18 protein-coding genes are annotated in these 20,387 nt (G+C 68.9%); 9 read left to right on the top strand and 9 right to left on the bottom strand.

Annotated elements, in window-relative coordinates; genetic code table 11:
* Positions 1 to 12: 12 nt before the first annotated feature.
* A complete protein-coding gene (locus tag Q8N10_RS01090; RefSeq protein ID WP_304776634.1) occupies positions 13 to 1,455 on the top strand; it encodes an ammonium transporter in 1,443 nt (480 codons plus the stop codon).
* A gap of 60 nt (positions 1,456 to 1,515) precedes the next feature.
* Here Q8N10_RS01090 and Q8N10_RS01085 read toward each other — a convergent pair whose 3' ends face one another.
* The 4 genes from Q8N10_RS01085 to Q8N10_RS01070 all read right to left on the bottom strand — a co-directional run bounded on the left by Q8N10_RS01085 (position 1,516) and on the right by Q8N10_RS01070 (position 6,335).
* Positions 1,516 to 2,013: a GNAT family N-acetyltransferase gene (locus Q8N10_RS01085; RefSeq protein ID WP_304776631.1), complete on the bottom strand. Its 498-nt coding sequence runs from the start codon at positions 2,011 to 2,013 to the stop codon at positions 1,516 to 1,518.
* Between the two features lie 4 nt (positions 2,014 to 2,017).
* A complete protein-coding gene (locus Q8N10_RS01080; RefSeq protein ID WP_304776628.1) occupies positions 2,018 to 2,899 on the bottom strand; it encodes a 4-(cytidine 5'-diphospho)-2-C-methyl-D-erythritol kinase in 882 nt (293 codons plus the stop codon).
* A 4-nt stretch (positions 2,900 to 2,903) separates the two neighbouring features.
* Entirely contained in the window at positions 2,904 to 4,595 is a 1,692-nt protein-coding gene (locus Q8N10_RS01075) for a tetratricopeptide repeat protein (protein ID WP_304776625.1), read from the bottom strand.
* A gap of 66 nt (positions 4,596 to 4,661) precedes the next feature.
* Positions 4,662 to 6,335 (bottom strand): electron transfer flavoprotein-ubiquinone oxidoreductase, encoded by a 1,674-nt coding sequence (locus Q8N10_RS01070; RefSeq protein ID WP_304776622.1) that lies wholly within the window; start codon positions 6,333 to 6,335, stop codon positions 4,662 to 4,664.
* 143 nt (positions 6,336 to 6,478) lie between these two features.
* Here Q8N10_RS01070 and Q8N10_RS01065 point away from each other — a divergent pair, with 143 nt between their 5' ends.
* From Q8N10_RS01065 to Q8N10_RS01050, 4 genes are all read left to right on the top strand, one after another.
* Positions 6,479 to 7,294 (top strand): uracil-DNA glycosylase, encoded by an 816-nt coding sequence (locus Q8N10_RS01065; protein WP_304776620.1) that lies wholly within the window; start codon positions 6,479 to 6,481, stop codon positions 7,292 to 7,294.
* A 119-nt stretch (positions 7,295 to 7,413) separates the two neighbouring features.
* Positions 7,414 to 9,102 (top strand): lytic transglycosylase domain-containing protein, encoded by a 1,689-nt coding sequence (locus tag Q8N10_RS01060; RefSeq protein ID WP_304776618.1) that lies wholly within the window; start codon positions 7,414 to 7,416, stop codon positions 9,100 to 9,102.
* Positions 9,103 to 9,189: 87 nt separating this feature from the next.
* The gene (locus Q8N10_RS01055) at positions 9,190 to 9,786 is read left to right on the top strand and encodes a hypothetical protein (protein ID WP_304776616.1); all 597 of its coding nucleotides are present in this window, start codon (positions 9,190 to 9,192) and stop codon (positions 9,784 to 9,786) included.
* 71 nt (positions 9,787 to 9,857) lie between these two features.
* Positions 9,858 to 10,517 (top strand): glutathione S-transferase family protein, encoded by a 660-nt coding sequence (locus Q8N10_RS01050; RefSeq protein ID WP_304776613.1) that lies wholly within the window; start codon positions 9,858 to 9,860, stop codon positions 10,515 to 10,517.
* Between the two features lie 2 nt (positions 10,518 to 10,519).
* Here the strand turns inward: Q8N10_RS01050 and Q8N10_RS01045 are convergent, their stop codons facing one another.
* On the bottom strand, positions 10,520 to 10,978 hold the full coding sequence (locus tag Q8N10_RS01045) for a glycosyltransferase (protein ID WP_304776611.1): 459 nt from the start codon (positions 10,976 to 10,978) through the stop codon (positions 10,520 to 10,522).
* 111 nt (positions 10,979 to 11,089) lie between these two features.
* Here Q8N10_RS01045 and Q8N10_RS01040 point away from each other — a divergent pair, with 111 nt between their 5' ends.
* Together Q8N10_RS01040 and Q8N10_RS01035 are read left to right on the top strand one after the other, a co-directional pair.
* Entirely contained in the window at positions 11,090 to 12,190 is a 1,101-nt protein-coding gene (locus Q8N10_RS01040) for a PA0069 family radical SAM protein (protein ID WP_304776609.1), read from the top strand.
* A gap of 96 nt (positions 12,191 to 12,286) precedes the next feature.
* A complete protein-coding gene (locus tag Q8N10_RS01035; RefSeq protein WP_304776606.1) occupies positions 12,287 to 14,134 on the top strand; it encodes an ATP-binding protein in 1,848 nt (615 codons plus the stop codon).
* On the opposite strand, the gene Q8N10_RS01030 is transcribed toward Q8N10_RS01035, so the two are convergent.
* Complete coding sequence (locus Q8N10_RS01030; RefSeq protein ID WP_304776604.1) at positions 14,131 to 15,411, bottom strand: class I SAM-dependent RNA methyltransferase; 1,281 nt, start codon at positions 15,409 to 15,411, stop codon at positions 14,131 to 14,133. The genes Q8N10_RS01035 and Q8N10_RS01030 overlap by 4 nt on opposite strands.
* On the opposite strand from Q8N10_RS01030, the gene Q8N10_RS01025 reads away from it, so the two are divergent.
* Both Q8N10_RS01025 and Q8N10_RS01020 read left to right on the top strand, forming a co-directional pair.
* Positions 15,410 to 16,009 carry a glycine zipper 2TM domain-containing protein gene (locus Q8N10_RS01025; protein WP_304776601.1) on the top strand — a complete coding sequence of 200 codons (600 nt, stop codon included), beginning with the start codon at positions 15,410 to 15,412 and terminating at the stop codon, positions 16,007 to 16,009. The two genes, Q8N10_RS01030 and Q8N10_RS01025, sit on opposite strands and share 2 nt — an antisense overlap.
* Positions 16,010 to 16,051: 42 nt before the next feature.
* Positions 16,052 to 16,702 carry a glycine zipper 2TM domain-containing protein gene (locus tag Q8N10_RS01020; RefSeq protein ID WP_304776599.1) on the top strand — a complete coding sequence of 217 codons (651 nt, stop codon included), beginning with the start codon at positions 16,052 to 16,054 and terminating at the stop codon, positions 16,700 to 16,702.
* A gap of 33 nt (positions 16,703 to 16,735) precedes the next feature.
* Here the strand turns inward: Q8N10_RS01020 and Q8N10_RS01015 are convergent, their stop codons facing one another.
* The 3 genes from Q8N10_RS01015 to Q8N10_RS01005 all read right to left on the bottom strand — a co-directional run.
* On the bottom strand, positions 16,736 to 17,476 hold the full coding sequence (locus tag Q8N10_RS01015; protein ID WP_304776597.1) for a TlyA family RNA methyltransferase: 741 nt from the start codon (positions 17,474 to 17,476) through the stop codon (positions 16,736 to 16,738).
* A 155-nt stretch (positions 17,477 to 17,631) separates the two neighbouring features.
* A complete protein-coding gene (locus Q8N10_RS01010) occupies positions 17,632 to 19,392 on the bottom strand; it encodes a class I adenylate-forming enzyme family protein (RefSeq protein WP_304776594.1) in 1,761 nt (586 codons plus the stop codon).
* A 104-nt stretch (positions 19,393 to 19,496) separates the two neighbouring features.
* On the bottom strand, positions 19,497 to 20,387 hold an 891-nt coding region (locus Q8N10_RS01005), incomplete at its 5' end, for a class I tRNA ligase family protein (RefSeq protein ID WP_305663850.1).

Below are 20,387 nucleotides of genomic sequence, written 5' to 3'. Positions count from 1 at the left end.
AGGGGATAGCACATGAAAACATTCGGATTTAAGCGGCTGGCGGGCCTATTGGCCGCCGCCACCCTGGTCGGAGCGCCCCTGGCGTTCCCGGCCTTCGCACAGGACGCCGCGCCGCCCGCCGCCGAGGCCGCCGCGCCCGCGCCGGAAGCCGCTGCGCCCGCGCCTGAAGAGGCTCCGGCGGCCGAGGCTCCGGCCGCCGCCGAGGCGGCTCCGGCCCTGCTGGCTCACCAGGCCAAGCTCGAACTGGACGGCTCCGGCACGGCCTGGATCCTGACCTCCACGGCCCTGGTTCTGATGATGACGATTCCGGGCCTGGCGCTGTTCTACGGCGGCATGGTCCGCCGCAAGAACGTCATCGCCACGGTGGCCCAGTCCTTCGCCGTCACCTGCGTGGTGACGATCGTCTGGATGGCCATCACCTACAGCCTGTCCTTCGGCGTGAACCCCGATGAGAATCTGAACAAGTACATCGGCTCCTTCGACGTCCTGTTCCTCAGCGGCGTCACCACCGAGACGGCCTTCTCGGCCGCCAAGGGCCTGCCTGAGATGCTGTGGATCGTCTATCAGATGACCTTCGCCATCATCACGCCCGCCCTCATCGCCGGCGCCTTCGCCGAGCGCATGAAGTTCTCGGCCCTGCTGCTGTTCACCGCCCTGTGGGCGATCTTCGTCTACGCGCCGGTCTGTCACTGGGTCTGGGGCGGCGGCTGGCTCTCGGGCGCGGGCGTCCTGGACTTCGCCGGCGGCACCGTCGTTCACATCAATGCGGGCGTCGCGGGCCTGATGTGCGCCCTGGTGCTCGGCAAGCGTAAGGGCTACGGCGCGGAAAACATGGCGCCGTCCAACCTAGTCTACACCATGATCGGCGCCAGCCTGCTGTGGGTGGGCTGGTTCGGCTTCAACGCCGGTTCGGAATGGGCCGCCGACGGCATCGCCTCGGCCGCCATGCTCAACACCCAGATCGCGGCCGCCGCGGCCGCCCTGGCCTGGATGATCGTGGAGTGGGTCGAGCGCAAGAAGCCCGGCATGCTGGGCCTGGCCTCCGGTGCGGTGGCGGGTCTCGTCGCCATCACCCCGGCCGCCGGTTTCGTGAACCCGCAAGGCGCTCTGATCATCGGCATCATCGGTGGCGGCGCGGCCTATGTCGGCGCGGTCTGGCTCAAGCGTCTGCTCAAGTATGACGACAGCCTGGACGCCTTCGGCGTGCACGGGATCGCCGGCATCGTCGGCGCCCTGCTCACCGGCGCCCTGGCCGACCCGGCCATCAACAGCCTGGGTGAAGGCGCCAGCGTCGCCAAGCAGTCGCTGGGTATCATCGCCACCATCGCCTGGTCCGGCGTGGTCACCCTGATCATCCTGTTCGTGGTCAAGTTCACCACCGGCCTGCGCGTCTCGGAAGAGGGCGAAGTCGAGGGCCTGGACCTCTCGCTGCACGGCGAAGCCCTGCACGAATAGTCCACGTCAAACTAAAGCGTTGGGAACGGGGGTCCTTCGGGGCCCCCGTTTTCGTTTGGGCTAGCGCCAGTCGTCGCGCAGCAGCGCGTACTCCACCTCGCCCTGCTCCGCGCCCGGCAGGGGATCGTCCCAGGCCAGGTGGAAGGTGCGGACATAGGTCAGGCCCGCCTTCTCCATCACCCGCCGGGAGCCGACATTGACCGCCATGGTCTGCCCCCAGATGCGGGCGAGGCCCAGCTGGCGGAAACCCAGGGCGACGAGGGCGCGGGCTGCTTCGCTGGCGTAGCCCCGGCCCCAGGCCGCGGGGGTCAGCCGATAGCCCAGTTCCGCCTCATCGCCCTCAACCCGCAGCGACACCCAGCCGAGAAAGGTCTCGCCCTCGAACAGCAGCCAGGTGCGACGCGCGAGCAGGTCGGGCAGGCTCTGGGTCCCGACAACCTCGCGGGTCTCCCCTGCCCCGGTGATGAAGGACATCACCTGGGGATCGCCGTGCAGCGCGACCAGTTGTTCGAGATCGTCCGGCGTCAGCGGACGCAGGCGCAGGCGGGCCGTCTCCACGGGGTCACCCCCAGGGGCCGCCGAGACGGCAGCGCTGGACCCACCAGTCGGGCTTCATGGCCATGATCCGCTCGGCCAGGGTCTCGGCTTCGACCTCGCTCTGGCAGAGAGCGAAACAGGTGGCGCCGGAGCCTGACATGCGGGCGATCAGGGCCTCCGGCTCGTCGGAAAGCGTGGCGAGCACGTCGCCGATCTCCGGGGCCAGGGCCACGGCGGCCGCCTCCAGGTCATTGCGGGTGGTGGCGAGCCAGCCCGCCACCTCCTCCACGCTCTCGAAGGCCTCGGGCAGGGTCGGAGGCTTAACGTCGCCGAAGACGCTGGCGGCGTCGAAGGCACCGTAGACCGCGGGTGTCGAGACCGAGACGCCGGGATTGACCAGCACGGCCTCCAGGATCGGCAGGCCGGGGGCCGGTGAAAGCCGCTCGCCACGTCCCTCCGCCAGGACCGGCCGGCCCCAGAGACAGGCCGCGCCATCGGCGCCGAGGCTCGCGGCGACGGCCTCCAGCTCGGTGTCCTCCAGACGCGGGGTCATGTCCTCGCGCATCAGGCGCAGGGCCGCGCCGGCGTCGCTGGAGCCGCCGCCCAAACCCGCCGCCACCGGCAGGCGCTTGTCCAGAATGAAGGCCTTTGGGACCTGTGGCCCCCTGGCCTTGGCCAGCAGGGCGCGGGCCGCGCGCAGGACCAGATTGTCGCCCTCCCCCGATAGCTGGCCGGCGAAGGGGCCCCGCACCTTCACGGCCAGGGCGTCGCCCTCGTGCAGGGTCACCCGGTCGCCGGCGTCGGCGAAGACCATCAGGCTGCAGATCGGGTGATAGCCGTCGGCGCCCGGCGCGCCGACGTGGAGGAAGAGATTGATCTTGGCGGGCGCCAGGGTGTCGCCAGCCATCGGCCTAGGGTCCGGCGACGCGGGGGCTCTGGGCCGGCCCCGTGGGGCCCAGACCAGAGGCCAGCTTGGCCGACACCTCGGCCTTCATCTTGGCGTCAGGGTCGAGGGTCAGGACCCGTTTCCACTGGAATTCCGCCTCGTCGCGGCGGCCGACACGCCAGTAGGCGTCGCCCAGGTGATTGTTGATGTCCGGATCGCCGGCCTCCAGCTCAATGGCTTCCTCAAGCTTCTCGACGGCCTTCTTGTAGTCGCCGAGCCGGTAATAGGCCCAGCCGAGACTGTCGATGATGGCGCCCGACTTGGGGTTCGAGGCCGCGGCCCGCTGGACCATGCCCAGGGCCTCGGACAGGTGCTCGCCGCGGTCGATCCAGGTGTAGCCGAGATAGTTCAGCATCTCGCTGTCGTCGGGGCGGATCTTGAGGGCGGCGCGCAGGTCGGCCTCACCCTCCTTCGGGCGCCCCGCGCGGTCATAGTTCACCCCGCGCGAATAGAGCAGCCGCCAGTCGCCGGGCCGGGCCGCCATCACCTCGGTCAGGATCTGGATGGCCTCGGGATACTGCTCATTGACCCGCAGCATGTCGGCCAGGGTGACCTTCGAATCCAGATCGCCCGAGGCGGCGGCCTCGCGGGCCATCTTCAGGGCGGTCTCGTTGTCCTTGGCCTTGAGATAGCTCCAGGCCAGCTTGGCGCGGCCGGCGGCATATTCCGAAGAACCAGGCCTGGGTTTGGCGTAGGCCTCGCGGGCGGCGTCGAGATCCCCGGCGGTCTCCATCAGGTCCCCCACCATCAGCCAGGCGTCGTTGCGGTTGGGATCCAGCCGCAGGACCAGGCGCAGATAGGCCAGGCCGATCTGTTCCTGCTTGGCGGCCAGCATGGTGGCCGCCGGGGGCATCAGCGCCTGGGCCGCGCCCTGGCGCAGGGTCGGCGCCGGCGGGGCCGACTTGCCCGCCGCGGCGCGCGCCTTGGCGGCCAGCAGAGTGGAGTTGGACGGCTCGTCGGCCAGCCCCTTGTCGTACACCGCGATCGCGTCGAGGCGCTTGCCGCGCCGTTCCAGGAAGCCGCCATAGGCCAGCAGGACCAGGTCGCCGGGATTCTCGCCGCCGGTGAGCGCCTTGAAGTCGGTCTCGGCCTCGTCGTAGCGCTTGGCGCGCTCATAGAGGAAGGCCTGCCCCAGCAGGCCGAAATACTCGACGACCTTGTCGTTGCGCAGCTCGGGCCGCACCACCGCGCCGGTGGCGTCACCCGCCATCGCCGAGGCCCAGGGGCCTAGCAGAGCCGCGGCGCCCTTGTGCGGGAACCCCATGCCTTCGGGCGCCAACAGCGCCTTGGCCGCCTTGCCCTGGTTGGTGGACATGGCCTCCACGGCCTTGACCATGCGGCCCAGCCGTTTGCCGGATTCAGAAGACCCCTCGCCGGTGGGCGCAAGCGCCGCGGCCTTGGTGATGTCCCCGGCCAGGATGGCGGCGGTGAAGGCCCGCTCGGAGATCAGCTCGTCTTCCGCGCCGCCGGCCTGGGCCTGTTCGAAATAGGCCGCGGCTTGAGCGCCGCGTCCGTCGTTCAGGGCGCTCTGGCCGGCCAGGAACAGGCCATAGGAGGACCCGCCCGGATCGGAGAGGCTGGCGAGATCATCGGCTGGCTGCGTGGCGCAGGCGGCCAGCAGGAGGAGCGGGGCGGCACAGACGAGCAGTTTACGCATGGGGCAGAACCTCACCGCTTTCCGTCCGCGCCGCAAGCTTGGCAGGCGCCTCAGCGCCCTTTTGTCCTACATGTTCGGGTAGTTGGGCCCGTCCCCGCCCTGCGGCGTGGTCCAGACGATGTTCTGCGACGGATCCTTGATGTCGCAGGTCTTGCAGTGGACGCAGTTCTGGAAGTTGATCTGGAACTTCGGGTTCTGGCCGGCCTCGTCGTAGAGCACCTCGTAGACGCCCGCCGGGCAGTAGAGGCGCGCCGGCTCGGCGAACCGGGGCAGGTTCACCTCGATCGGGACGCTGGGGTCCTTCAGCTTCAGGTGGGCTGGCTGGTTCTCGTCGTGGTTGGTCGCCGACAGGAACACGCTCGAGAGCTTGTCGAAGCTGAACTCGTTGTCGGGCTTGGGATAGACGATCGGCTTGTAGTCCTTGGCCAGGCCGGTGGATTCGGCGTCCGACTTGCCGTGCTTCAGCGTGCCCCAGGGCGACCAGCCGCCGAAGATGGTGGCGATCATGGCGTCAGCGCCGCCCAGGACCAGGCCCGGGATGGTGCCGAACTTCGACCACAGCGGCTTGAAGTTGCGGACGTTCCACAGCTCCTTGTGGATCGAAGACTTCTTGTAGGCCTCTTCGTAGCTGGTGAGCGCGTCGCCCGAGCGGCCCTCGGCGATGGCGGCGAAGGCGGCCTCGGCGGCCAGCATGCCGCTCTTCACCGCGTTGTGGCTGCCCTTGATGCGCGGGACATTGACCATGCCGGCCGAGCAGCCCAGCAGCACGCCGCCCGGGAAGTAGAGCTGCGGCAGGGACTGCGAACCGCCCTCGGTGATGGCGCGCGCGCCGTACGAGATGCGCTTGCCGCCTTCCAGATAACCACGGATCGTCGGGTGGGTCTTGAAGCGTTGGAACTCGTCGAAGGGCGAGAGCCAGGGGTTCTTGTAGTTCAGGTGCAGCACGAAGCCGATGGCCACGTAGTTGTCCCCGAAGTGGTACATGAAGGACCCGCCGCCGGTGGCGTTGTCCAGCGGCCAGCCGAAGGTGTGCTGGGTCAGACCGGCCTCGAATGCCTCGTCGGGAACCTGCCACAACTCCTTGATGCCGATGCCGAACTTCTGCGGATCGCGGCCCTCGGTCAGGCCGAACTTGGCCTGCAGCTGCTTGGCCAGGGAGCCGCGGACGCCCTCGCCGATGAAGGTGTACTTGGCGTGTAGTTCAATGCCGGGCTGGTAGTCCGGGCCGGGCTGGCCGTCCTTGCCGACGCCGAAGACGCCGGCGACGACGCCCTTCACCGAACCGTCCTCGTTATAGACCACTTCGGAGGCGGCCATGCCGGGATAGATCTCGACGCCAAGGCTCTCAGCATGCTGGCCCAGCCAGCGGCAGACGTTGCCGAGGCTGGCGATGTAGTTGCCGTGGTTCAGCATCCACTTGGGGAAGGGCAGGAAGCTGATGTCCAACTCGCCCTGCGGGCCGAGCATCACGAACTTGTCGCGGGTGACCTTGGTCTCCAGCGGAACGCCCAGTTCTTGCCAGTTCGGCAGCAGCTCGTTGATGCCGCTGGGATCGATGACCGCGCCCGACAGGATGTGGGCGCCGACCTCGGACCCCTTTTCCAGAACGGCGACGGTGATTTCCGTCCCCGCCTTCTCGGCGAGCTGCTTGAGGCGGATCGCGGCCGAGAGCCCCGAGGGGCCGGCGCCGACGATCACCACGTCGTACTCCATGGCCTCGCGTTCGATGACGTCGCTCATGATCCCCTCAACTCCTCTGGGCCACGCGTCAGGGGTTCCCCGCCCCTTACGCCGCGCGGCGTTGATCCGTTCGCCGACTTATCGGAAGCTTGCCGGTCGCCGGTCAAGGGTGAACTCCGTCGCAACAACGATTACAAGGACGCATGACCCTCGCCTCCCGTGACATCGCCGCCGAAAGCCTGCTCGCCTTCTGGGCCGAGGCCGGCGTCGACGCCATGCTGCTGGACGAGCCCTATGACCGTATCGAGGCCGGCAAGATCGCCCCGATCCGCCTGCCGGAGAAGCCGGCCGCCGCCCCGATCGCCGCCCGCGCGGCCCCTGTCGCCGGTCCCGACGTTTCCAGCGCCGTCGCCGAGGCGAAACGCCTGGCCGCCGCCGCGCCGGACCTGGAGGCCCTGAAGGCCGCCATCGAGGCCTTCGATGGCTGTCCGCTGAAGTTCGAGGGCGCCGCGCGCCAGTCTGTCTTCTATCGCGGCTCGCTCACCGCGCCCCTGATGGTGATCGGAGAGGGGCCGGGACAGGAGGAGGACATCCAAGGTCAGCCCTTCGTGGGCCGCGCCGGTCAGCTCCTGGACCGGATGTTCGCCGCCGCCGGCCTGACCGACCAGGTCTTCATCACCAATTCGGTGTTCTGGCGCCCGCCCGGCAACCGCAATCCCTCCCCCGGGGAGCAGCTGGTCTGCGCGCCGTTCCTCGAGCGGGCCATCGAACTGCTGAAGCCGCGCATGCTGCTGCTGGTGGGCGGGCCGTCGGCGAAGTCCATGCTCAAGCGGGAGGAAGGCATCCTGTCCCTGCGCGGCCGCTGGTTTGAATGGAAGTCCGCCGACGGCGCCATCGAGCTGCCGGCCATGCCCACCCTGCACCCCGCCTTCCTGCTGCGCCAACCGGCGGCCAAGAAAAAGGCGTGGAGTGATCTGCTGACGCTCACCGAGCGCCTGAATCGGCCGGAACGTCCTTAACGGCGCCTCCTGCGGCGCGAACGCACTTTCTCTTCATCAATAAGGGCTCTAAACCTCCCAGGTCGTTGAGAAAAAGGGTCACGCCAGACCAGCGAAGACGCGGCGGCGTGAGAGTGGGCATGACGCAGACCAAGCGCGTGCGGATCGCGGCCCTGGCCCTGATCTGCGCCACGATCGCGGGAAAGGCGCTGGCCGGCAGCCCGCAAGTCCTGACGCCAGCCGACGCCCAGGCCTACGCCCGGGCCTTCGAGGCGGTCGACCGCGGCGACTTCATCGACGCCACCATGCAGGCCATCGAGATCAGCGACCCGTCGCTCTCGGGCTACGTCACCTATCGCGGCCTGATGCACCCGACGGCGCACAAGTCGAACTTCGACGAGCTGTCGGGCTGGCTGTCGCGCTACGCCGACCTGCCGGTGGCTGAGCGCATCTACACCCTGGCCAGCAAGCGCAAGACGCCGGACCTGGCCGCCCCCGCCGTGCCCGGCCTGATCGGGACCGACTGGAGCAAGATCGAACTGGTGCCTCCGGGCTCTGGCGGCCCCTTCGACGCCGACAACGCCCGCCTTGCCCGCGAGGCCTTCTATTCCGGCGACTCCAAGCGCGCCCTGGAGCTGGCCCGGGCGGTCGGCGAACGCTGGATCGCCGGCATGGCCGCCTATCGCCTGCGCCGCTACGACCAGGCCGAGACCTATCTGTCGCAGCTGGCCCAGGACACCGAGGAAGATATCTGGGTCCGCGCCGGCGGCGCCTATTGGGCGGCCCGCGCTGCCGAGGCCGGCGGCCATTCCGACCGGGCCGCGACCCATCTGCGCCAGGCGGCCGGGTCGCCCCACACCTTCTACGGCATGATCGCCGAGCGTCAGGTGGCCCTGCGCGGCCTCGGTCCCGCAACGCCGCTGTCGGAGGCCCGGGCCTATCAGCCGCGAGCCCGCAATGTTCTCAAGGCCTCCTACGGCGGCCCCACCGCCGACGTGACCAGGATGATGCGGGACGACGCCCGGGCTCACCGCGCCGCCGCCCTGGCCCAGATCGGGCGCGTGCCCGAGGCCGGCCAGGAGCTCCGCGCCGGCCTGGCGCTGGCCCGCACCCCGGAAGACCGGGCGCGCTGGATGCAATTGGCGGCTGTCATCAACGAGGGCCTGGCCCAGGACATGGCCGCCGCCGGACCCGCGCGCCGCCGGGGCCAGCCCGACTATCCGACCCCGAACCTGAACCCGCGCGAGGGCTTCAAGATCAGCAAGGCGCTGGTCTACGCCATCGTGCGCCAGGAGAGCCGCTTCAATCCCGGCGTCGTATCGCCGGCCGGCGCGGTCGGCCTGATGCAGCTGATGCCCGACACCGCGGCCCACGCCACTGGCAACGCCCGGCTGCGCGACGACATGAGCCCGTTGTTCGACGCCGGCTACAACCTCAAGGTCGGCCAGGACTATGTCACCTGGCTGATGGGCGAAGGAGTCGGCTACGACATCCTGCGCACGGTGGCGGCCTATAACGGCGGGCCGGCCACCCTGCAGAAGACCGCCCGGATGCTCGGCGACGACGATGAGAGCCTGATGGTCATCGAGTGCATGCCGGCGCCGGAGACCCGCAACTACGTCGAACACGTCATGGCCGCCTACTGGACCTACCAGAAGAAGTTCGGCCAGGAGTCCCGCACCCTGGACGCCCTGGCCACCGGCCAGAAATACATCGACGCCCGCTGGGACGCGCCCCTGCCCGCGGCCAAGGTCGAGGTGGCGGAAGACGAGGACGTCAAAGACTCCGGCAAGTCCGACAAGAAGGCCAGGCGCTCGAAGCGCGGCTGACGCCTCGCTTCGTCCTCAATCTGCGATTAGCTCTGTGCGACCGGCCGCAGCAGCCCGCCCCGACGCCTGCGGTCAACGGAGACCAGATTGAGCGACGCACCCCGCAAGAAGCGCCTGCCCCTGCGCTGGCTGAGCTTGGCCGAAATTGTGGGCGTGGTGGCCGTGGTCGTGGCCGTCCTCGGCTACTGGGACAGCCATCGGGAACGGACCCAGACCTCCCGGGAAAAGGCCCTCGCCGCGCGTGAGCGCCAGGTGGAGGCCCGCGCCAATGCGCTGAAGCAGACCTTCCTGATGACCGGAACCCTGGAAGGCTCGGGCGACCGCATCCGCCTGGCCTCCCAGCGGCCCGAGCAGGTGATCCAGACCCAGACCATCTGGTTTCCCAGGCAGGTGCGCGCCAGCAGCGTCGAGACCACCGGCAATCCGCGCCTGGAGGTGAGCTGGGTCGAGGACGGTCTGCGCAAGACCAAGGCCGAGACCGGAAGGGTCCCCGTCGGCGTGCTGACCGTGTTCATCGAGGACGGCGTCACCAAGACGGACCGGGCCGTCTACCAGGTGGGCTACAGCCTGCACGGCCGGACCCTTCGGCCAGACGAGGTGGACCTGGACGGCCTGTCCCTGGCCCGGCGCGGCGTCACCGGGGACCTGCAGACGGCGGCCGACACTCTGTGGGCGGCCCGCTAGAGCATACCGATTGCATTATGCAATTGGTCTGGTTAGGTTTCGACCGTCCACATCAGATCCGGAGGCTGCCGGTGCCCCTCGTCCTCTATGGCCACCCCTTCTCGTCCTATACGCAGAAGGCGCTGATCGCCCTCTACGAGAACGACACCCCCTTCGAGTTCCGGGAGATCGGGCCCGACAAGCCGCAGAACGCCGAGGAATGGCTGCGGCGCTGGCCGATGCAGATGTTCCCCCTCCTGGTGGACGGCGGGCGCCAGTTCGTCGAGACCAGCATCATCATCGAGTACCTGCAGCTCGAGCACCCAGGCCCGGTGCGCCTGATCCCCGCCGACCCGCTGGCCGCCCTGGACGTGCGTTTCCTCGACCGCTTCTTCGACCTGCATGTGATGGACGCCATGCAGGTGGCGGTCAGCAGCAAGCTGGGTCGGATTCCGATGAAGAGCGAGGACGGCCTGTCTCTGGCCGGTGAGCGGCTCGACCGCGCCTATTCCTGGCTCGAGGGTCATCTGGCCGGCAAGACCTGGGCGGCGGGCGAGACCTACAGCCTGGCCGACGCCGCAGCCTCCCCGTCCCTGTTCTACGCTGACTGGGTCCACCCGATTCCGCAGGCCTATCCCAACCTGCGCGCCTACCGCGCCCACCTGCTGGCCCGGCCGTCCTTCGCCCGAGCGGTGGACGAAGCGCGCTACTTCCGGCCCCACTTCCCCCTCGGCGCGCCCGACCGCGACTGAGCCTATTTCAGGGTCGCGAGGCGCCCGAACTGCCGGCGCAGGCCCGCGAGGTCGGCGTTGGGCGCAAGGTTGCCCAGCTCGCTCTTGCGCACCAGCAGGCCCCAGGGTCCGGGCTTCAGCCGGTCCAGCAGCGAGCCGCCATCGCTCTGGCCCTTCAGGCCCGCCGATCGCCCCTGCTTGATCCCACGCGCCACGCGATCAGCCCAGTCGTGGGTCAGGCGGATGTCGGGGGGCAACAGCAGGATCCAGTCCTGTTTCGCCCGCTTCATGGCCTGGGCGATGCCGTCGGTGACCACCTCCACCCCCGCGTCGTCACAGATCATCAGGGTGGGGTCGGTGGAGCCCTCGTCGGCCGCCATCACCTCCCGCACAAGCCCATCCACCGCGGCCGGCACCAGCACCGGCAGCAGATCCTGCAGTTCGGTCGACGAATTGAAGGTCGGAATGATCACGCTGAGCATGGCGCCACAAGCGATGCGTCGGGCGTGGTGGTCAAGCTGCCCTGCTCTCCCTGCGCAGCGATCGCGACGAATAGTTCTTGATTTGTTCTCGTGCGCCGGCTTGGATGAGGCATGGCCACCTTCACCCAGCAAGTCCAACCGCAGCCCCAGGTCCGCGGGCGCGGCGCGCGGACAAACGCCTCCGGCCGGTACGAGAGTCAGGCGCGCGAGGCCTTCGATGACGGCTGGACGTCCGACGATGTCGAGCCGGTGAAGCTGAAGACCACCCTGACGGCTGAGAAGGCGCGGGTGATCATCTCCAAGAACACCAGCCCCGACGTGGGTTTCAGCCGTTCCATCAACCCCTATCGGGGCTGCGAGCACGGCTGCATCTACTGCTACGCGCGGCCGGCGCACGCCTATATGGGCCTTTCGCCGGGCCTGGATTTCGAGAGCAAGCTGTTCTTCAAGCCGGAGGCGGCGCGCCTGCTGGAGGCCGAGCTTTCCAAGCCCCGCTACCAGCCCATCGCCATCCATATCGGCGGCAACACCGACCCCTATCAGCCGCAGGAAAAGACCCTCCGCATCACCCGGTCGATCATCGAGGTCATGGGCCGGTTCCAGCACCCCTTTTCCATCATCACCAAGTCGGCCCTGATCCTGCGGGACCTGGACCTGCTGGCGCCCCTGGCGCAGGCCAACCTGGTGCGGGTGGCCATCTCGATCACCACCCTGGACCGCAAGCTCGCCCGCAGCATGGAGCCCCGCGCCGCCACCCCGGAAAAACGCATCGCCGCCGTCAAGGCCCTGGCCGACGCCGGCGTGCCGGTCATCGTCATGTTCGCGCCCATCATTCCCGGCCTCAACGATCATGAGATGGAGGCCGTGCTGGAGCGGGCGAGCCAGGCAGGCGCGCGAGGCGCCGGTTATGTCGCCCTGCGCCTGCCCCTGGAGATCAAGGACCTGTTTCGCGAATGGCTGGCCACCGATCATCCAGACCGCGCCAGCCGCGTGATGTCCCTGGTCCGGCAAATGCGCGGCGGGAAGGACTATGACGCCGACTGGGGGACCCGGATGAAGGGCCAGGGGCCGCTGGCTGACCTGATGGCCGTGCGCTTCCAGGCCGCCCGCCGGCGCTATGGCCTGGAGTTCGCCTTCGAGGGCCTGGATCTGACTAGATTCCGGGTTCCCGTGCGGACCGGCGACCAGGGCGACCTGTTCGCGGGCGGCTAGATCAGACTGTCGCGGCCTTGAGAAAGCTGCCGAGTTTTCAGTCAGTTAATTGAACTGTTGTTAGATGGCCCGGCAAGAAGGGGGAGATGATCGGTCATGGACGGCCCGACCACCACATCAGCGACAGCTCCCGCGGCCAACGCGAACGCCTACCAGCTCACGCTGGGGGGCTTGGCCATGCCGATCAAGATCCACGTTGTCTTCAACGCCGTCGCCCTGGCGGCCGTCCTGGTCCTTGGCCATCCGGTGGTCGCCGGCCTCGCCTTCCTGGCCAGCTGCGCCATGGACATCCTCTATCAGCGCACCATCGCCCGCTGGCTGGCCCGCAGCGCACATACCGAGGTCGCGCGTGGCTTCCGTCAGTTGGCCCTGCTGTGCGTCGCCCGGGTGTCGATCTACCTCTCCGGCCCCACCATCCTGGCCCTCTGGGGCGGGCAGAAGGAGCTGGCCTATCTCGCCATCACGGTCGCGTCCATGGTGGCGGTCGCCTGCGCCAGCGGCTCCCTGTCGCGCGCCGTCTTCTGGTCCTTCGCCGGTCCCGCCGTCCTGGCCTTGACTGGGACCCTGGTGGCGATCTTCCCCCCGGCGGCCTTCGCGGGCCTGATGATCTCAATGGCCTGCCTGATGGTGCTGCTGGTGATGATCTCGGACGGCACCACCCGGGCGGTGACCAGCTGGCAGGAGGCCTACGCCTCGAACCTGGCGATGATCCCGCAACTGGAGGCCGCCCGCGACCACGCCATGGCGGAGACCCGGGCGGCCGACGAGGCCCGCGAGGTGGCTCGCCAGGCCAATCTCGCCAAGTCCAACTTCCTGGCCACCATGAGCCACGAGATCCGCACCCCCATGAACGGCGTCCTGGGCATGGCCCAGCTGCTGCGGCGCGAGGAGACTGATCCGGTCCAGGCCAGCCGGCTGGAGACCCTCATGGAGAGCGGCGAACACCTGCTGTCGATCCTCAACGACATCCTCGACATGTCGAAGGTCAACGCCGGGCGGCTGGACATCACCCCCACCCCCGAGAACCTGCCCCTATTCCTGGACCGCGCAGTGGCCTTCTGGCGCGCGCGGGCCGACGAGAAGGCGGTGGCCCTGCGGCTCGAGGTCGACGAGGACCTGCCCAGCCATGTCTGGATGGACGCGATCCGGGTGCGGCAGGTGCTGTTCAACCTGATCGGCAACGCCCTGAAATTCACCGACGAGGGCGCCGTCACCGTCAGGGCCGCCGCCCGACCCGTCGGCGAGACCGCCGTCCGCATCCATATCTCGGTGATCGATACCGGCCCCGGTATCCCGGAGGAGTACCTGCCCGCCCTCTTCGAGCGTTTCTCGCAGGTGGACGAGTCGGAGGCACGCAGGTTCGGCGGCACCGGCCTGGGTCTGGCCATCGCCAGCCAGCTCACCGAGCTGATGGGCGGCCGGGTCTGGGTCGAGAGCCAACTCGGCCAGGGCTCGACCTTCCACATGGAGGCCATCTTCGACCTGGCCCAGGCGCCGGACTCAGCCCCGGCCGAGCCGGTGACGGAGGACGCCCCGGCAGCCGAGCTCGACGTGCTGATCGTCGACGACAATCCAATCAACCTATTGGTGTTGCAGCAGATTCTCTGCGCCTTCGGACATCGGGTAGAGAAGGCCGCCAGCGGCCAGGCGGCCCTGGACCTGCTCGCCTCGCGTCCTTTCGACCTGACCCTAATGGACATCCAGATGCCCGGCATGACCGGCGTCCAAGCCCTGCAGCGTCTGCGCGCCAGCCCTGGCCCCAACCAGGCTATCCCGGTGATCGCGTTAACCGCCGACGTCACCTCCGGCGGGCGGACGCACTATCTGGAGCTCGGCTTCACCGAGCACACCGCCAAGCCTATCCAAATCCCCGACCTGATGTCCGCAATCTCCCGGGCCTTGGCCGACACCGAACGCGAGCGGCTGATCTCCCAAGCAGGTTAGCGTGTAAACACCCCCACCAGCTCCACGTGGGGCGACCACAGGAACTGGTCCACCGGCAGGACCCGATCCAGGCTGAAGCCCGCGTCGATCAGCACGCGTGCGTCGCGGGCGAAGGTGGCCGGGTTGCAGGACACGCCGATCACCTTGGCCACCTTGGAGGCCGCGATCTCGGCGGTCTGTTCCAAGGCGCCCGCGCGGGGCGGGTCGAAGAGCACGGTGTCGATCTTCTTGAACTCAACCGCCAGGACCGGGCGCCGCGCCAGGTCGCGGGTCTCGGCGGTCACCCCCTTCAGCCCGGGCGCCGTCGCGATGGCTTGGGTCAGGGCCCGGATGGCGGGCGCATGGCCGTCGGCGGCGTAGACCGGAGCGACCTGGGCCAGGCGGAAGGTGAAGGTCCCTACGCCGCAATAGAGGTCGGCGATCCGCTCGGCGCCGGCCACCTGCTCGACCGCGAAGGCCGCCATCATCGCCTCGGCGGCGGGCACGGCCTGCAGGAAGGCCCCGGCCGGCAGTGCGACCACGGCTGGTCCCACCCGGATCAGCGGCTGGCGCGCGCCGTATTGAACCTCCCCGTCCATGGTCACGCGGGCGAAGCCGGCCTCGGCGGCGATCTGACCCAGTTGCATGCGGGCGTCGGCGCTGAGGCCGCCGCTCTTGCGCTCCACGCCCGTGATCTCAACGTCCAGGCCCTCGGTGGTCAGGGTGACATGCAGGGTCGGCGCGGACTTGGGATGCTGCAGCAAGGGGGCGGCCAGGCGGCGCAGGGCCGGCAGGGCCGCCTCCAGCCGCGGATCGGCGATCGGGCAGACGGCGATGTCGATGACGTCCCAGGACTTGCGGGTCTTGTAGCCCAGCCGGGCCTCGCCCCGTTTGCCGGGACGCGCGTGCAGGGCCAGGCGCCGGCGCGACGCCGGGGGCGAGGCGAAGGGGGCGAGGATCTCGGTTTCGATGTGCTGCAGGCCAAGCGTCTTGCGCAGGCGCTCGACCTTCCAGGCGAGATAGGCGGCGTGTTCCCAGTGCTGCAGGGCGCAGCCGCCGCACACGCCGAAGTGCGGACACGGCGGGGTCACGCGTTCGGGACTGGCGACGAGCACCGCGTCCAGGTCCCGCCGCTCGCCGGCCCCGGTCGCCCGGACGGTCTCACCGGGCAGGGTGAAGGGCACGTAGATGGGCCCGGGCGCCACACCATCCCCCTCGCCGCCGATGGTCTCGATGACCACTTCGACGGGCGGACCCGAAGGTTTGGGGGGCTCGGGACGGCGGTTGGAACTTCGCATGGTCGGGATCATTTACGGTTTGGAGGCGGATGGCAGCTTCACCATTCACGCCCCGGAGTCGGGAAAGAACGTTTCTGGGTCTGTTCAAGACCCGTTCAGGTTCGATCCGTCAAACCTCATCTCCGAAAGCGGGGCCATGGCGCCGCTTGAGCCTGCGAAGGAAGAGACCATGAAGCGTACATTCGCCGTCGCCGCCGCCACCGCCGTCCTGATGACGGGTATGGCCGTCCCCCAATTCGCCGCGGCTCAGGCTAACCGGTCCTATGGCAGCGGTGACATCTGCCGCGAAGCTCGCCGGGAGTCCGGCCACAAGGGCGCGGTCGTCGGCGGTGTTCTGGGCGCTGTGCTTGGCTCGCAGGTCGCCGGAAAGGGCGCGAAGACCGAAGGCGCCGTGCTCGGCGGCGTCGTGGGCGCCGCCGCCGGCAACCAGGTCGGCCGCAATCGCATTAACTGCAAGGGCTATCCCAAGCGCGTCGCCCAAACCAACTACAGCCGCAAGAACTGCCAGTGGGTGAGCGAGTACTACGGCGGCCGCGATCACAACTTCGAAGTTTGCCGTGGGCGCGATGGCGTCTGGCGGCCGAGCGGCCGCGCCTAAGGCCGGCACGTCTTTCATCAAATCCCAAGGGGGAGAGTTCCCATGACCAAGATCTTCGCCAAGACCGCCCTGGCCGGCGCCGCCGGCATCATGGCGCTCAGCGCCGCCGCCGCGATCCCGAGTTTCGCCTCGGCGCAGTCCGGCTATTACGGCCAGAGTTACGGCCAGAGTTATGACAGCGGCTACTACGATCCCTGCCGCCGTTCGTCCTCGAACCGCAGCACCACCGGCGGCCTGCTCGGTGCGCTGGCCGGCGCCGCCATCGGCTCCAACGTCGCGGCCCGCAATGCGCGGACCGAGGGCGCGGTGCTGGGCGGCCTGGTGGGCGCGGTGGCCGGCTCCAAGATCGGCAAGGACTCCGCAGCCTGCACCCCCAGCCGCCAGAGCGGCTACTACAACGGCGGCAGCCAGTACGGATCGAACGGCTATTATAATGGCGGCAGCGGCTACTACGGCAGCAGCAACTATGGCGGCGGCTACGCCGACCGCACCTACGACTATGACCGGTCCGGCTATTACGATCAGGCCTATGATCGTCGGGGCGCCAGCTACGCCGTGTCGACCCAGGGCAGCGTCGGCTCGGACGGCTGCACCCTGGCCGAGAGCCCGATCTATCTGCCTGACGGTCAGGTGCAGAAGCGTTTCGTCCGCGTCTGCCGCGACAACCAGGGCCGTTATCAGGTCGTCGACTAAGACCTGAGCTTGAGAATTGAGAAAGCCGCCCGGTCAGTCCGGGCGGCTTTTTCGTGCGCGCAGCAGATACTCGGCGTTCCCGTCGCCGCCCAGGATCGGGCTGTCAGCGGTGGCCAGCACCGCCCAGCCTGAGGCGGTCAAGAAGCTGCAGACGTCGGCTAGGGCCCGAGCCCGGGCCTCCGGGTCGCGAACCAAGCCGCCCTTCCCCACCAGGTTGGGGCCCACTTCGAACTGCGGCTTCACCAGGGCGATGAGCTCGGCGTCGGGCGCTGCAAGCGAGAGGGCGGCCGGCAGCACCTTGGCCAGGCCGATGAAGCTGGCGTCACAGACCACCAGGCTGGGCGGTAGCGGGATCAGATCGGCCGTCAGGGCGCGCGCATCAAGCCCCTCCAGGGCCACCACCTGCGGGTCGCCGGCGAGCCGGGCGTGCAGCTGGCCCCGGCCCACATCGACCGCATAGACCCGCGACGCGCCCCGCTGCAGGCAGACCTCGGTGAATCCGCCCGTGGAGGCGCCAACGTCCAGCACCACGGCGCCGGTGACCACGACCGGCCAGAGGTCCAGGGCGTGAACCAGCTTCAGCGCGCCCCGCCCCACATAGGGGTGGGCCGCCTCCGCTTTCAGGTCGCAGGCCTCGTCGAGCGCTTCGGAGGCCTTGGCCACCACCCGACCATCGGCGGTGACCCCGCCCGCCGCGATCGCCGCCTGGGCCTTGGCGCGGCTCTCTGCGAGACCCCGGGAGACCAGCAGCAGGTCGGCGCGGACCTTGGGCACTACAAAACCCCGCTTACCCCGGCGAAGGCCGGGGCCCAGATCATAAGGCTCCGGAATCCCGAAGAGGTCACCCGACCCTCTGCTTGAAACATCAGGCGCTCTGCGACCTGGGTCCCGGCCTTCGCCGGGATGAGCGGTTGAGAGCGCATGTCCAGTCAGGCCGTCGCCGCATCCTCTTCGAACAGCTTTTTCAGCTCATTCTTGAGGATCTTGCCGTTGGCGTTGCGCGGCAGGGTTTCGTGCCAGAACTTCACCTTCACCGGGACCTTGAAGGCGGCCAGGTGCTCGGCCACGTGGGCCCGCAGTTCAGCCTCGGTGGCGCTGGCGCCCGGCTTCAGGGTGACCACGGCGCCCGGCTCTTCGCCCAGCGTCCGGTGAACAATGCCGACGACGGCGGCGTCCATCACCGCGGGGTGGTCATAGAGGACGTTCTCCACCTCGATGCAGTAGATGTTCTCGCCGCCCCGGATCAGCATGTCCTTGGCCCGGTCGATGATGAAGCAGAAGCCCTCCTCATCCACGCGGGCCAGGTCGCCGGTGCGCACCCAGCCGTCGACGAAGGTCTGGGCGGTGGCCTCCGGCTTGTTCCAGTAGCCCTTCACGATCTGCGGGCCGTTGGCCCAGAGCTCGCCCACCGCGTTGGGCGGCAGCACCGTGACGCCATCGGCGGGATCGCGAATCTGCAGCTCGCTGACCGGCACGGCGGGGCCGCAGCTGTCGGGGCGGTTGGCGTAGTCCTCGGCCCCGTGGGTGGTGACGGTGGCGCAGGTCTCGGTCATGCCCCAGCCGTTGCCGGCGGCCGACTTGGGGAAGGTCTCCTTGATCTTCCGCACCAGTTCCGGGGCGGACGGCGCGCCGCCATAGGCCACGCTCTCCAGGGACGAGAGGTCGTACTTCTCCCGCAGGGGATGCTCGATGAGCTGCCAGGCGATGGTGGGCACGCCGCCAGCCGACTGGATCTTCTCGCGCTGGATCAGCTCGAAGGCGCGGATCACGTCCCACTTGTGCATCATCACCAGCTTGGCGCCGCCGATCAGCGACGGGTTCAGCACGGCGAAGCAGCCGGTGGCGTGGAAGAAGGGCACCGAGATCAGCGACGAGCGTTGCGGCGCATCGGGGTCGGGCGCGGGCGGCGCCTCGCCGCGGCGCAGGAAGGCCCGCGCGCCCGAGGCGGCGCCGGCCATGATGTTGGAATTGACCGCGCGGTGGGTGGCGAGCGCCCCCTTGGGCTTACCCGTGGTGCCGGAGGTGTAGAAGATGGTGGCGTCGTCGTCGGTGTCGATCTCGGCGGGCGGGATGGCTTGGTCGGGCAGGCTGATCCACTCGTTGGCGCCGCCGATCACGGCCTCCAGCTTGGTCACCTGGGGATGGGCGATCTCGTCGATCTCGCGGCTGACATAGATGCGCTGCAGGTCAGGGCAGTTGGGCAGGTGCTCGGCCAGGCGGCCATAGCTGCCGGTGTCCAGGACGGCGATCTTGGAGCCGGAGTCGGTCAGGCCGTACTCCAGCTCGGGCCCGGTCCACCAGGCGTTCAGCGGCGTGACGATCGCCCCCAGGGAGGCCGCGGCATAGAAGGCCACCGGCCACTCGGGCAGGTTACGCATGATGATGGCGACCCGGTCGCCCTTCTTCAGGCCCTGGCCCTGGAGTTCCACGGCGAACCTGGCGACGGCCCGGTAGAAGGCCTCGTAGGTGACACGCTCGTCCTCATAGACCAGGAACACCTTCTCACCGTGGGCGCGGCCGGCCTCCACCACCGAGCGGAGCGTCGGCGGCAGGTTCTTCCAGGTCTTGGTCTTGATCCCCCGGATGACCACTTCCTCGACCTCCGCGGCCGATCCCGGCGCGGTGATCAGGGCGTTGGCGTCGGCGATGGACATGGCGGGCCAGCCGGCCGGCAGGGCGTCCTGGGTCATATGCTTTCTCCACTAGGTGCGCAGCTTGCCGCCGCGTCGTCGTGGGTGAACAAGCATAACCTAGGAGCCGACGCAAACGCCCGTTGGCAGAACGCCGGTTCGGCTCAGACCACCGCCTCCAGCCTCGCCAGCGCGCCTTCCAGCTTGATCTTGGCGGCCTCGGATTCGGCGAGGCGTTCGCGGTTCTCCTCCACCACCTCCTCCTTGGCGTTCGCGACGAAGGCCGGATTGCCGAGCTTCTTCATCACGTGGGCGATGTCGCTGGCGCGGGTGGCGATCTCCTTGGCCAGCCGAACCTTCTCGATGGCCAGGTCGATGAACTCGGCCACCGGCAGGGCGAAGGTCACGCCCTGGACCACGAAGGGGATGGCGCCCTGCGGCGCGGTCTCGGCGACCTGGACCTCCGAGACCCGCAGCAGCTGGGCCATGATCGGCCCATTGGCCTCCAGCACGGCGCGCTGGGCGGCGTCGGCCTCCAGCACCAGCAGCGGCGGACGCGCCGATCCTGGCACGTTCAGCTCGGCCCGCACCGAGCGCCCCTCGGTGATGGCCGCCACGATCAAGCCGATCTCGGCTTCGGACTTCGGGTCCAGCAGGCTGGCCGGCAGGTCGGGCCATTGGGCCGAGATCAACATGCCCTCGGCGCGCGGTGCGCCCAGATCGGCGGTCTGGCTCCACAGCTCCTCGGTGAGGAAGGGCATGATCGGGTGCAGCAGCTTCAGGATCACATCGAGCGCCCAGGCGGCCGTGGCCTGGGTCTCGGCCTTGGCGGCGGCGTCGTCGCCGGTGAGCAGCGGCTTGGCCAGCTCCACGTACCAGTCGCAGAACTGGTTCCAGATGAAGCGGTAGAGCTGTTCGGTGGACTCGCCGAAGCCGCACTCATCCAGCGCCGCGGTGACCGCCTGGGCGGTGCGGGTGGTCTCGCCGACGATCCAGCGATTGAGCGGGGTCTTCACCGTAGACGGGTCGAAGCCGTCGGCCCGGGCGCAGCCGTT

This window comes from Phenylobacterium sp. (assembly GCF_030693625.1).
Classification (GTDB): domain Bacteria; phylum Pseudomonadota; class Alphaproteobacteria; order Caulobacterales; family Caulobacteraceae; genus Phenylobacterium; species Phenylobacterium ferrooxidans.
The sequence above is the reverse complement of the archived record's forward strand: the minus strand, read 5'-3'. Positions and strand labels throughout refer to the sequence as shown.